We start from the raw sequence: 13,334 nt of genomic DNA on the forward strand, positions 1-13,334 counted from the left end.
TAGTTCCCTTCTGTGGGACTAAAACCCTTCAAATACAGTCGAATGGCTTTAGAAGGCTTTTCTACTCTGTGCAATACCTACCTAAGACAGTAGATATTGCATATATAGAGTACCAATCATTTTATTCAGGTAGTTTAAAGTCTGAAACAGATTGACGTAATGCATCCGCCATATTTGCCAACTCAGATACCGAACGCGCTGTATCAAAGGTAGCACCCGTTGTTTGCGAAGTAATTTCTTGTACGACGTTCATCGTATTTGCAATATGACCTGCCGATGCAGACTGCAATTTCGCAGACTCAGAAATGCTTCCAATCAATCCCGCCAAGTTCGTTGATACTGTTTGAATTTCATCCAGTGCAACACCCGCATCTTTCGCCAAGTTCGCACCACGAACAACTTCCGACGTCGTTTGTTCCATCGAAATTACCGCTTCGTTGGTATCTGTCTGAATCGTTTTAACCAGTGTTTCAATCTGCTTAGTTGCTGATGCTGAACGTTCCGCAAGACGCTGTACTTCATCCGCTACCACGGCGAAACCACGACCAGCTTCACCTGCCATAGACGCCTGAATCGCTGCGTTCAATGCCAAGATGTTTGTTTGGTCGGCAATATCGTTAATCAGAGAGACAATGTTACCAATCTCTTGAGATGATTCACCCAAACGCTTAATACGTTTAGACGTTTCTTGAATCTGCTCACGAATTGTATCCATACCTTCGATTGAACGGTTTACAACGTCTGCACCATTTGTTGCAATCTGTACAGAACGTTGTGCTACCTCTGCTGACTCAGCAGCATTTGCAGATACGTGGTCAATCGATTGTGCAATTTCGTTAATCGCTGTAGATGCTCCAGCAATCTCTTGCGCCTGATGCTCAGATGCTTCAGCTAACTGGTTGGTAATCTCTTGCGTATTCTGCGTATATTGTGCAACTTCTTGGGACGTTTCGTTAATACGAGATACAAGGTCACGTAATTGGTCAATCGCGAAGTTAATCGAGTCGGCAATTGCCCCTGTAAAATCTTCAGATACCGTCGCGTACGAACTCAAGTCACCATCTGCCAAATCGGCGATTTCATCAAGTAAACGTAAAATCGCATTCTGGTTACGGTCATACTCATCTTGTAAACGTGTTACACGAACCTTATCCGACTCACTACGTAAGCCAAGTAATTTGAATACTGCAAATAGGAATGCACCCAACGCCAAGATCAAAATCAAAGCAGGTAGAATCGTTGCAACACCTGTATTTACAGATAGACGATCTAAGCCTTTTAATAAGTTATCAGACTCAGCAAAAATATTGGATGAAGCTTGACGTACTTTGAAAATTTGATCTGAGTTTTTCAACACCGAAGTTGATGCTAATTGCACAATTTCGTTATAGTCTTCTTTAATACTTTCTAAAGATTCACGTAAGTTTGGATTATCGATTCTTGTTACACCTAACTCCGCATTCCCTGTTAATTGAGCATTAAGATACGCACCAAACGTTTCCGTATCAGCATTAAAATCCTCTGCTGAAGCACGTGTATTATCTGAACCACCCAATACAGAACCAATCGAACGTAAAATACGTTCCGCAATAAATACTTGGTTCTTCGCAATTACCACCTGGGTACTTGGCATGTTATCACGTGCCATTTGGTCAACCATTAGGTTATATTCAGCCTGCATCCCAGGAATCACGTCTGCAACTGCAATGTTTGTATCATATAATTGGTTAATGATTTTCTGGTGAGTTGTGATCATGTCAATATCTGACGACACTTGTTTCCAAGTTTTTTCAACACCTTCGACTTGATTCGATGATGGATGAATATCTTTAACAACTTCTAAGTTTTCTTTAAATTTCTTTTGCGATGCAACTAAAGCATCAATTGATTCTTTAGAACCAGACGCTGTTGCCTCTGTTGCTTGACGCGATAATGTTTGTGATAAAAGTTTTAATTCACCCAAACTACGAGTCAAATCGTTATTTCGAGGAACCGTATAGAATAAAACCAAAAGTAAAATAATCGCAATGACGATACTCACAATCGCCATTTGAATAAATGGCTTAGATTTGTCACTTTCCCCAAATAACTTTGCAAAATCATCAATTTTCGACTTGAATTTCGTGAATACGTTAGAACCACTTTTTTGAGCAGTATCCCCTGTATTTTTCTTTTTAAGTTTAAAGCCCATTCAGCTTCTCCCGATTCGCTTAACTCTAATTAGGCGTCAAAGCTAGTTTATAAATTTTTCTGATGCATTCATGTATTGTGGATCATTTAACAAACGGCTAAACAAGAAGACATTCCAAGCCTGATTATGCTGCTGGAAATACCCTTGGCAATACGTTTGAAGATTTCCCTCTAAATCATTATTTTTAGAAAAAAAACCTTTTTTATTAAAATGTTGGATCCCCAAAACTTGATCTACAACCAAACCAACATAATGATCATTATGACTAATACATAAGACTTTCTGAGTAGGTAAAAATTGGCTTCTTTGCCCCGTTAAATAAAAAGCCAAATCAGAAACTGATAATAACCGTCCGCGAATATTGGCTAAACCTTTCACCCACCCTTGAACATTGGGTACGGGCGTATATTTCGGCGGATAAATAACTTCTGAAACCTCACCTAAAGGAGCAACAAAGTATTGCCCCATCATTTCAAATGCAATGCCTGACCATCGGTTAACTTCACTCTCGTTGTCAGCGTAATTTTTATTTCCTCGCTTAGACAACCGAAGTAATTCGATAAATCCATTTGCTGCCATACATTATCCTGCTTGAAGATGCTGCTTAATCGTATTAATTAGCTGATTTTCATCGATAGGTTTTGTAAGGTAATCACACGCACCTTGGCGCTTGCCCCAAACACGGTCAGTTTCCTGATCTTTTGTACTTACAATCACTATAGGAATATGCTTAGTTGTCGTACCACGAGAAATCTGGCGCGTTGCCTGAAAACCATTTACCCCAGGCATCACCACATCCATTAAAATAAGATCTGGTAATTCTGCTTGTGCAGTCGTAACACCGTCAGCACCGTTCGTTGCTTCAATTACATCAAATCCATGTCTACCTAAAATTTCTTTAAATCGAAACATTTCAGTAGGTGAATCATCGACGATTAGAATTTTTGCCATTATTTTCCCCAAGCTCACCGTTATGCACTTACGTGATTGCGTATTGCATTTAATAATTCATCTTTACTAAATGGTTTTGTTAAATATTCATCAGAGCCGACAACACGACCTTTGGCCTGATCAAACAAACCATCTTTACTTGATAACATAATGACTGGAATATTTTGATAATTTTGAGAGTTTTTGATTAAAGCACATGTTTGATAGCCATCTAGACGTGGCATCATAATATCGACAAAAACAATATCAGGATTCGCTTCTGCGATTTTAGACAGTGCTTCAAAACCATCTACTGCAGTAACAACTTCACAACCTTCTCTTTGCAATAGCGTTTCGGCAGTTCGACGAATAGTTTTAGAATCGTCGATCACCATGACTTTTAGATTTTGAAATTTATCGTCCATTTAGTGCCCCTTTCCGTAAGCTTGGATAGAATTGTGCTGTACAGATTTATTTTTACAATTAATCATGTTTTTTTAACATATTTTAACTAAAAAGATCAATGAACATTTACTGTCAAAAATCTCACTTCAAACTAAAAACAATGTAAATCTCACACAAAAAAAAATATTCTATCGCTTTTTGAAACTTAATTGTTTATTAAAAATTTGTAAAGCCATAAAATGGTGTGGTAAGAACTTTATAATCATACAAATTGTTTATTTTTTGGGGATGGGACACTTTGAATGAATAGAACAATCTATCTTCAAAATACGAATATAAAAACAAAAAAAATATTTCGTATTTTACTAGCAACACTCTGCATTTGCAGTTCAGCATCTGTCTATGCTGAATCACAAACCAAAGCTGTTTGGTATCGTTATTACGATAAGAATGGGGTTGCCAATATCAGCACATCAGTTACTCCTGCACATATTAAACATGGATATGAAGCGCTTGATCGTAACATGCAAGTGGTTCAACGAGCAAAATCTTATAATGTAGAGAAAGATTTACAACAATCCACATCACGTGCAACAGAAATTCGTAGATTAGAACAAGATACTCGCTTGAAACGCGCATATGGCAACTCATCTGTTGCAACCAACAAACGCAATGAATTATTAAATAACTTGAAACAACAGATCGCCTTACAAAATCAAAGCCTTAAACAATACCAAGCAGATCGTATCACATTAAAAAGACAGGAAATGGAGTTTTACCGCAAAGGTAAGACCATACCCACCACGCTCAAAGAGCGAATTAAATACAACACAGAAAATATTGAACGCACAAAAAGCTATATAGAAAATCTACAGAATACGTACCGCAATACACAAACTCACTATGATGATATTATTTCACGCTTAAAAAAACAGGAATAATCACCTAATTATTTTACGTCCATCCCAATTTATTATAAATAATAAATTAACAAAGTAAGCTAAACAGTGAAATTTCTTTATAACGCTTAAATATCATACGCTCTCACTTATAAAGTTGAGTAGATCGAAATTTTAAATCAAACTAACATCAAAAATAGCCAGCTAATTTTTTTATCGTATTTTTTTATCGTATAATCTCTGCTTTAAATCTAAAAATTTTAGGACAGTTTCCATGCGCGCGAGTCGCTTTTTATTTGCAACGTTAAGAGAAACCCCAAATGATGCTGAGGTCATCTCACATCAGCTTATGTTACGTGCGGGGATGATTCGTAAATTAGCTTCAGGTTTATACTCTTGGTTGCCGATGGGTGTACGCGTGCTCAATAAGGTAGAGGCGATTGTTCGCGAAGAAATGAACCGTGCAGGTTCATTGGAAACTTTAATGCCAGTCACTCAACCCGCATCACTTTGGGAAGAATCTGGTCGTTATGTACAATATGGCCCTGAACTTTTACGCTTTAAAGACCGCCATAGCAATGATTTTGTTCTTGGCCCTACGCATGAAGAAGTGATTACTGACTTAGCACGTAATGAGCTTAAAAGTTATAAACAACTTCCAATGAATTTTTATCAAATTCAAACGAAATTCCGTGATGAAATTCGCCCACGTTTTGGTGTAATGCGTTCACGTGAATTCATCATGAAAGATGCTTATTCTTTCCATGTAGACCAAGCATCTTTACAAGAAACCTATGATGTCATGTATGACACATATTGCCGTATCTTCACACGCTTGGGTTTAAACTTCCGCCCTGTGCAAGCAGATACAGGTTCAATTGGCGGTTCAGGTTCACATGAGTTCCATGTGCTTGCTTCAAGTGGTGAAGACGATATCGCATTCTCTACCGAATCAGATTATGCTGCCAATGTTGAAATGGCTGAAGCAGTGCTCGTTGGCGAACGCACTGCACCGACACAAGAATTAAAAATTGTTGATACGCCAAATCAAAAAACCATTGATGATGTGTCTGCTTTCTTAGGTTCTAACCCTGCACATTCTGTTAAAGCACTCCTTGTTCAAGGTGTTGCAGAAGAAGGGAAAGCAGCTCCTGTTGTTGCATTATTCTTACGTGGTGACCATGAACTCAATGAAATTAAAGCTGAAAAGCATCCTTTAATTGCAGCACCACTGACTTTTGCTACAGAAGCTCAACTCCAAGAAAAGGGCTTAACCGCTGGTTTCTGTGGTCCACAAGGTCTTGTTGATAAAGGTTTAACTGTTATTGTCGATCGTGCTGCATCTGTGCTTTCAGACTTTGTTGCAGGTGCAAATGAAGTAGATAAACACGCAACAGGTGTTAACTGGGAACGTGATGCGAAATTTACCGAAGTTTATGACTTACGTAATGTTGTGGAAGGCGATCCTTCTCCAGATGGTCAAGGCACGATTTTGATTAAACGAGGTATCGAAGTCGGTCATATTTTCCAACTCGGTCAAAAATACTCAGAAGCACTCGGTTGTAAAGTTTTGGGTGATGATGGTAAACCTCTTGTTGTTACAATGGGTTGTTATGGCATAGGTGTAACACGTGTTGTTGCCTCTGCAATTGAGCAAAACTTTGATGATAAAGGAATCATTTGGCCTGCAGCGATTGCACCATTTGAAATTGCAATCGTTCCAATGAATGCTCAGAAATCACCACGTACACTTGAAGCTGCTGAAACACTTTATGCTGAACTGCAAGCTGCGGGTTATGATGTGTTACTCGATGACCGTAATGAACGTCCCGGCGTTAAATTCTCTGACATTGAGCTAACAGGTATTCCACACCGCATCGTGATTGGTGAAAAAGGTTTGGATGCAGGGACTTTTGAATATAAAGGTCGTCGTGATGAAGAGTCTGTAAATCTATCTAAAGAAGAATTATTGGCTACAATTGCAAAATAATATCTTATTAAAATAAAAATCCCGCTGCGTGCGGGATTTTTTATCCATTATAATTTTTACAGACCACTTATTCTTACTTTTAAATCTGTTACTGAGGTACCAACTGCCCCCAAATTCCCCATTGAACCATTTTGAATATTAGCAAATGCTCCAGACGTATTTGTAGCGCCAGCATTCCCCATGATGACATTATTAAGCCCTATATCAAATTTACTTGACTCACCTGTATTCCCAAATACAAAGCCTGATGGTTCAACTCCTGCATAAAAACCACTTAAAGAAAACCCTTGTACTTTATCTGATCCTGAGAGCATAAAATCGAACTTTGCTCCTATGTCACCGCCTACACCACCATCAGAAATAATATTAATTCCGCATCCAGAACCTGTTGTTCCAGAATTTCCCTTACCATTTCCACAAATAGAACTAATCGAACCAGCAAATTTTATAAATTGACTTTGAGGAACATTACCCAACTGTAAGTTTATAGTTGGAGCAGAAGGACCAAAATTAATATCAATACCATTATTCGCAGTTAAAAACTTTTGGACATCTGAATTTCTCGATGTACCTGTAAAAATAGATTTTGACATTCCTGGCATTGAAGTCGAAGATACTCCAGCTAAATACAAACCCAGTGGCCCAAGAGAAATACCTTTTATATTTTTATCAAAACTCAAAGCAATATTTGCAAAAGGCGCTCTGGCTCCACCATCAGTGTCAAATACAGCGTTAATTGTAGATGAACCAGTAGATCCAATAAAATTTAGAGCAAACTTTTGACCACTTGCTGTACCCGCAATATTACCAGCTAGCACAAGTGAAGCAGCATTCTTATAATCAGGATTTGTCCCTAGACCATCTCGATCAATTATAGACAATTGATCAATTTGAACTTTACTGACACCTATACCTACATTAATCCCACTCTGACCTGTCGCTTCAGATAGATTTTCATCATCCAGAGGTTGCATCGCCACTGCAAATGGGCTAAGTACCAATAAAGATATACATCCAAGTTTTTTACTTATTTTCATTATCCTAATCCTTAGGAAAACTTATAATTGCCTACCACATCACAGTCTATTGAAAAGTTTCTTATATTAAAAGCAGAAACCGACCAATAACAAATCAAAAATTAATTTCTCGGAATAATATTAAACTGACTCGTTAAACGACCACCTGTTAGAGCGACTTCTCCCAATCGAGAACCAGCATTCACACCTGTAGATGCAGGCGGATAGAAATTTAAATCACGCGCTCTAAAGACTCCATCAGCACTATTACTTGGATTAAATTGAAGGCTCGCATTAAACCCAACTTGACCATCACCAGTACTAGAGTTTTTACCGATGACAATCGCATTATTGAAACCCAATTCACCAGTTAAATTATCCAGACCTAAAGCTGAACCATTAATGGGGTCAGAAATTTGAATCGTGTTTGTTGACCCTTTAAGCTTTAAATCACCAATAACGCTTAAACGACTACCTGTACCATCAGCTAGGATTTCACTATTTGGGATTAAAGAAAGATTCATATCTCCACCAAATCGAACTTTCATCCCCATTAAAACGTCATCGCTTTTTGAAAAGTTTTTTATATCAGAAACACTTTGAGCTTTACAAGCCGCAGAACCTGCATTCGCTGCACCAGTTAAACAAGATGCATAAGTCGTACCTGGTAGATAACCGGCTGCAACTTCTGCAGCCATAACAACTAACATATTATTTAAACTTAAATTTAAACTTCCATTCTCCACACCGATATTGCCATTACCCTTGAGTAACATATCAACATTTCTAAGTCCCATATAATAATCTTTAGCACCGTCAATGACCATTATAGAAGTAGTTTTTGAACCATCAGCATTTTTACCTTGGGTACTCATACCCAATGAAAATCCAAGACGCGGAGTTGTGCCAGAATCAGCAACTTTAGTCTTATTTCCATTTAAATCAAAAAAATAGGAACTAGATGCATCAGCATTGACGCCTGAAATTGCAAAATTGGCATTCAAGTTATAGAAAGGTAAGGCAAGCCCCCATTTATTATCTAAACCATTATTAGCATTATTCGAAAATAAATTAGATGCAGCTACGTTCGCACTACTTGTAAAGCGCCCTCTTCTTGAGATTGCTTGGAATTCCCCACCACGTATTGACGTCACTAAACTATATGGGCGGTTATTCGTTAAATTACTCGCTACAGTTGTATACAAATCTTGCTTATAATCTTCAACACTTGTTAGTTTCTGACCATTACCAAAAAGAGAATTCTGAAAAACTGTATTTGGAGGTAAAGTAACCTGCTTTGAGTCAGTCAAATTAATGTAAACATCACCTGTATCAAATGAAGCTCGATTCGCTTTTAGCAAACCTGTTAAATTACCAAATTCAAATCCATAAGTATTTAAACCTGCACCGCCGATTTCAAGTGTTGTCGCACTACCGCCAGTAGCCAACATTGGATCCGAATCTTTGGTAAAGTCTGTTTTCATTCGAAATGCTATGCCTGATTCACCAGCAATACCTTTGTTTTGGTCTGCCTTGTCTGAATTGATTGCAGAACCCAACAAATTACCCGCGTTTTGCATACCACGGAACTGTAAAAAACTATTTACCATCCGTCCACTCGCGCCAACTCTGATCAATCCTTTTGCCCCTGTTGGAGTATTAGTACTGTCTAGTGAATAAGCATTGGTTGATGTAACACCCTTATTAAGCATAATCTCAAGATTTAAACCCGCATTTGTTGTCGAACTCCCTCCATAAGTACCAGTGTTTACAAGATTAGCTGATGCTGAATCTACAACACGAGTTAAATCAACATAGCCATTTACAGTACCTGAATTCGTCTGTAGTTTAAATCCTTCAATTGGGTCAACAAATATAAATCCTTGCCCTTTAAAGTTAAAATTAAAATTCTTTAAAATTAACTGATTAAGCTGTCCAGATGCACTTACCTGTCCCAAATAGATATTTGCATTTTGCAAGCCAAGATTAAGCTCAGCAAGGTCGGTTTTGCTCAAAATCCCATTGGTTGTCTTTAAGCCGAAATGTGTATTTGAAGTCGTTTGTACAGCTAAACTACCTATTTTTGCACTACAACGAGTTCCACTTATAGCACTATCACAAATTTGAAAAGACTCTACCGTTAAAAGCATAGGTGACAAGCTTAAATCTAAGTTTGTAGCAACTTTATTATCAACCGTTCCCATATTTAGCTTCATGTCAGCAGTTAATGGTGTCGATGAAATATTACTTTTTTGCAACTTTACTGTATTTGCTATGGCAGTCAAACTTTGATCTGTAGCATCAGACTCAGCACGCCCTGACTGATCAGTCCAATACAACGTTTTAATATTTGATTCTTTTAAAGACGCTTCAATATGAATACCATCTTGACCATTTATAGCACGAAGATCACCATCATCTAAAGCCTGTAAAGCATGAGCAGACATATGAACAAAAAGTATGCTCAATGATAAAGTATTTAAGATAATTTTTTTCGGACATTTTTTTTGTTTAATATTCATCCTTGATCCCTCAGATTCTAACTATTTACAAACAACGAGGATGTGAACTATCACAACTAAACATCATCATCTGCCCTTGCAAAGCAAGGTTCCCATTCATCTGCATTCCCATGAAACCTTTTTCTTTACCAACATCATATAAATTTGCAGTTGTAGCACCACTTGCGACAGTCCCTGTTTTTGCAGGAACTGCTGTATAAGTTCCAGTATTTAAGTAACCGTATGTACTCTGACCTGTTGGTTCAGTAAGCACATTTTTACTTGTTTGCGTGCTCACAAATCCATCTTGTTCGATTGAAAGTGCATTAAATCCAAAATTACGAATTTGTATAGGCATACTCGATAAAAAGCCCAATTGAATCGCTGGCTTAATCACATTTCCAATAACTAAGTCTGTACCATCTAAGCTTAGTTTTTGAATATTCATCGTTCCTTGCACGCCTTTCATTACTAACCACAAGCGATTTCCCGATGTATCATCTGGCATATATCCAGATGGATAATTCGCCGTATCTGTCGTTGGCTTCACAAAGCGCTTATTGGGTGAAATTGCAAGGCGACAAAATTGGATTTTTGCTGGATCACAGTTAAACGTGGGTTTCGTTCCATCGTTTAACTGTACATTTGTTAACACATTCTGATTTAATGAAAGCTTTAATGATAAATCAGCACCCGCTTGGCCTTCCACTTGTTGTAAATCAGAATCAGATAACACTTCCATAGCATTTAATTGGAAACTAACTATACTCGTTAAAAAAAGAAGCATCATTTTTTTCATTTTTTTCTCCTTTCCTATAAACCTTTAGTTGTTAATTTCAAATGTTGTATTAGAACCCCATCAATCACAGCTGAACCTAGATTATTCATAGGGGATGTTAGTGTTGTTGTACCTAAAGGAACACCCGAAGTTGGATCAGCAGTACTCGTCCACGTAGTTCCTGTATAATTTGCACCATAAGCATTTAACACACTTTGCGCTAAAGTAGACCCTTTCGCTCCGCCCCCCCATGTAGGTACTGCCCATTGTCCTGATTCAATATTAATATTTGAACAATACCCAGAATCACCAGCACAAGAGCTCCAACCCATTTTCCCCCAGCCTTTTCCAACTACATACCCATTGTGAACAACATTTGGTGCATAACCCAAATCGACTAAATTACCAGAAGCATCTTTAATTTGCGTATTTGCAAGCGTATTTGCAGAACCAGAAGCGGTACAGTTTAATTTAGTATCCGAAAGGCATGCGACATTAAAACTAGGTATATTCACCCAAGCAGCATTTGTATTAAATGGATTATAACAAGCCCCACTACCTCCACCACTCGCTGCACCACTACATCCATTCGTTACAGCATTTCCCCAAGTGACACCATCTGCTTGTAGATATTGCCATGCATTATTGACTGCACGTCTTTGTTGCATTTGCAGTTGATAATAAATTTGCTGACTTTTCACTCCAGCTACCACTGAAGATAATGCACCAAATGAAATACCCACAGCACCTGCTGTTTTATCTGCCAGTAGTGTATTACCTCCATCTGGACTATAAACAGTACCTATACTAATACTGCTATGTGTCGCATTTGATCGCTGATATCCAGCTATAACATTTTCCACATCAACATCTGTTCTGCCACATTTATACACATTACAAGTCGAACCTAAATATGTAGAAGAAGTTGGATTACTATAATCTGTATAAATTTTTTCATATATCGCAGCTTTGTTTGGAATTCTTGTCAACTCCAAGCTAAAGTTTTTACCATCCGAACCTAATATCAGAGGTTGATAAACAGAACCTAAAACTAGGTTAGTATTTAAGTTATAAATATAAATACCTTCATTTGCATTAAAAGTTGGGGCTAAAGTATTATTCAAAGCTGGCGTTGCTAAGTTAGCAGTATCTGTCGTTTCTTGAGTGCTCAATCTCAATACATGATCATTTAGGTTCGCTGGAGCTGTCCAGTTCCCAGTAGTATAATCATATGCGGTATCTAGTGTTCTTAGACGATACTGTGAAGCTACACTTTGTGAAATATGATTTGCCGTACTCGTATTCGGTTGCCCTAAAAAAACTGTTGAATAACGATTTGTGGTTGATTGTGTTTTTGTTACAGAACCATTCGTGATTCCAGTTGCTAATAATTTTGAGCCATCACCACTATTAAAGCGTAGAACCCCCGCCATACCTAGAGTATTGTTATAAAACTTACTCATACCATTTGCATTATCAGCCCCACCCAAGGTCTGAAACATTTGTATCTTGCTACCATTTATACCAAAACCATTCCAAACACCTTGCAAGCGTATTCTATTTGCACGATCCTCTGCAGTTGTGCTAAATAACTCACCTAGCTTAAATTGATCTGCACTACCTTCACTTTTGCTTTGGTCAAGAACAAATGCATCTGCCCAAAGACCTAGTTTTAAGTTATATGCATCCTTACCCATTGAGTCGACTGCTTTTGTCGTGAGTGCATTATTACTTTTATCAAATGAATATATATTTTCATACAATGGTGCTTCAAAATTTAAATACGTTACAGAACCAGATCCCGCACCAAAATCCGGAACATTATTATCCGTTTTAACATTTAAAATCCAAGGGTTTGCTGCTGTTCCCCAGCTTTTTATCGCCGCGTTTGCGACATTATTGGTCAAGCCAGCATCCAAGCGACTATTTGCATCATTATTTGCGTTCTTTGAAACAGCCAAACCATATAAGTATAAATCTGCTTTACCCACAGAGTGATCTGTTGCCGTGACCGAAAGATCTTTATTTGTATCCTGAACCACAGACGTAAGAGGTCCTACAGGGATATAGTGGATATAACCAATATCCTGATTCCGTTTTGTAGCATCCAATATATTGGCTTCAGTTTGATTTGCTCCAACACCTTGAAATACCATATATGCATTTTGCGGAAGCAAAGCAATCCCCTCACCCGTGGTATCACCTAACTTTTCATCTGTAAGTTCTTGGAGGGCGAAGCAAGATTGGCTAATACATAAGCCAATAAAACTCGCTAAAACGGTTTTATGAAATTTTACCGTATAATTGAGTGTAGTCATCTGTGACCTTCCTTTGTTATACGATGCTCCGCACCATATTTTATTTTATTTCTAAATTCCTACTACTATGTAAATCTTCAATCCTACGTTACACAGTATTGTTAGCTATATCACACTTTATAATATGTAATTTAATTCATTATGACAAAGTTTTTTAGTTAAAATATATTACTTTCCGACAAACGTATTTTTATAGCCATAAAAAAAGCAATAGCATTTTCATCCTATCACTTTCTATACTTTCATAAAAACTCTAGCAAAATTTGAGGCTACCATAGCAGTTTGGTTGAAAACTCTGTGCTCCTA

Annotated in this window: 10 protein-coding genes; 2 read left to right on the forward strand and 8 right to left on the reverse strand. The window is 37.7% G+C overall.

The annotated features are described in order from the left end of the window. Positions 1–121: 121 nt before the first annotated feature. Genes BEN71_RS14870 through pilG form a run of 4 tightly spaced genes read right to left on the reverse strand, consistent with a single transcriptional unit; the run spans position 122 to position 3,546 of the window. Positions 122–2,191: a methyl-accepting chemotaxis protein gene (locus BEN71_RS14870; RefSeq protein WP_068975229.1), complete on the reverse strand. Its 2,070-nt coding sequence runs from the start codon at positions 2,189–2,191 to the stop codon at positions 122–124. 42 nt (positions 2,192–2,233) lie between these two features. Continuing rightward, positions 2,234–2,770, reverse strand: coding sequence for a chemotaxis protein CheW (locus tag BEN71_RS14875; RefSeq protein WP_068975230.1), 537 nt, complete (start codon positions 2,768–2,770; stop codon positions 2,234–2,236). 3 nt (positions 2,771–2,773) lie between these two features. Next, positions 2,774–3,142 (reverse strand): response regulator, encoded by a 369-nt coding sequence (locus BEN71_RS14880; RefSeq protein WP_068975231.1) that lies wholly within the window; start codon positions 3,140–3,142, stop codon positions 2,774–2,776. Positions 3,143–3,162: 20 nt separating this feature from the next. Then, the gene (gene pilG / locus BEN71_RS14885; RefSeq protein WP_004827613.1) at positions 3,163–3,546 is read right to left on the reverse strand and encodes a twitching motility response regulator PilG; all 384 of its coding nucleotides are present in this window, start codon (positions 3,544–3,546) and stop codon (positions 3,163–3,165) included. Between the two features lie 282 nt (positions 3,547–3,828). Between pilG and BEN71_RS14890 the strand changes: the two genes are divergently transcribed. Continuing rightward, complete coding sequence (locus BEN71_RS14890) at positions 3,829–4,467, forward strand: hypothetical protein (protein ID WP_068975232.1); 639 nt, start codon at positions 3,829–3,831, stop codon at positions 4,465–4,467. 232 nt (positions 4,468–4,699) lie between these two features. Next, the gene (locus tag BEN71_RS14895) at positions 4,700–6,415 is read left to right on the forward strand and encodes a proline--tRNA ligase (RefSeq protein ID WP_068975233.1); all 1,716 of its coding nucleotides are present in this window, start codon (positions 4,700–4,702) and stop codon (positions 6,413–6,415) included. 56 nt (positions 6,416–6,471) lie between these two features. Here BEN71_RS14895 and BEN71_RS14900 read toward each other — a convergent pair whose 3' ends face one another. The 4 genes from BEN71_RS14900 to BEN71_RS14915 form a co-directional block, all read right to left on the reverse strand. After that, a complete protein-coding gene (locus tag BEN71_RS14900) occupies positions 6,472–7,452 on the reverse strand; it encodes a DUF6160 family protein (protein WP_068975234.1) in 981 nt (326 codons plus the stop codon). 101 nt (positions 7,453–7,553) lie between these two features. Then, the gene (locus tag BEN71_RS14905; protein WP_068975235.1) at positions 7,554–9,953 is read right to left on the reverse strand and encodes a DUF6160 family protein; all 2,400 of its coding nucleotides are present in this window, start codon (positions 9,951–9,953) and stop codon (positions 7,554–7,556) included. A 25-nt stretch (positions 9,954–9,978) separates the two neighbouring features. Then, on the reverse strand, positions 9,979–10,731 hold the full coding sequence (locus BEN71_RS14910; RefSeq protein ID WP_068975236.1) for a hypothetical protein: 753 nt from the start codon (positions 10,729–10,731) through the stop codon (positions 9,979–9,981). Between the two features lie 14 nt (positions 10,732–10,745). Further along, entirely contained in the window at positions 10,746–13,028 is a 2,283-nt protein-coding gene (locus BEN71_RS14915; RefSeq protein WP_068975237.1) for a hypothetical protein, read from the reverse strand. Positions 13,029–13,334: the final 306 nt, after the last annotated feature.

The organism is Acinetobacter wuhouensis (assembly GCF_001696605.3).
GTDB lineage: Bacteria > Pseudomonadota > Gammaproteobacteria > Pseudomonadales > Moraxellaceae > Acinetobacter > Acinetobacter wuhouensis.

Excerpts from the sequence above, each read along its gene's own strand:
- BEN71_RS14900 (WP_068975234.1), bottom strand. The coding sequence starts at position 7,452 with ATGAAAATAAGTAAAAAACTTGGATGTATATCTTTATTGGTACTTAGC.
- BEN71_RS14910 (WP_068975236.1), bottom strand. The coding sequence starts at position 10,731 with ATGAAAAAAATGATGCTTCTTTTTTTAACGAGTATAGTTAGTTTCCAA.
- BEN71_RS14915 (WP_068975237.1), bottom strand. The coding sequence starts at position 13,028 with ATGACTACACTCAATTATACGGTAAAATTTCATAAAACCGTTTTAGCG.
- BEN71_RS14895 (WP_068975233.1), top strand. The coding sequence starts at position 4,700 with ATGCGCGCGAGTCGCTTTTTATTTGCAACGTTAAGAGAAACCCCAAAT.
- BEN71_RS14880 (WP_068975231.1), bottom strand. The coding sequence starts at position 3,142 with ATGGCAAAAATTCTAATCGTCGATGATTCACCTACTGAAATGTTTCGA.
- BEN71_RS14875 (WP_068975230.1), bottom strand. The coding sequence starts at position 2,770 with ATGGCAGCAAATGGATTTATCGAATTACTTCGGTTGTCTAAGCGAGGA.
- BEN71_RS14870 (WP_068975229.1), bottom strand. The coding sequence starts at position 2,191 with ATGGGCTTTAAACTTAAAAAGAAAAATACAGGGGATACTGCTCAAAAA.
- pilG (WP_004827613.1), bottom strand. The coding sequence starts at position 3,546 with ATGGACGATAAATTTCAAAATCTAAAAGTCATGGTGATCGACGATTCT.
- BEN71_RS14905 (WP_068975235.1), bottom strand. The coding sequence starts at position 9,953 with ATGAATATTAAACAAAAAAAATGTCCGAAAAAAATTATCTTAAATACT.
- BEN71_RS14890 (WP_068975232.1), top strand. The coding sequence starts at position 3,829 with ATGAATAGAACAATCTATCTTCAAAATACGAATATAAAAACAAAAAAA.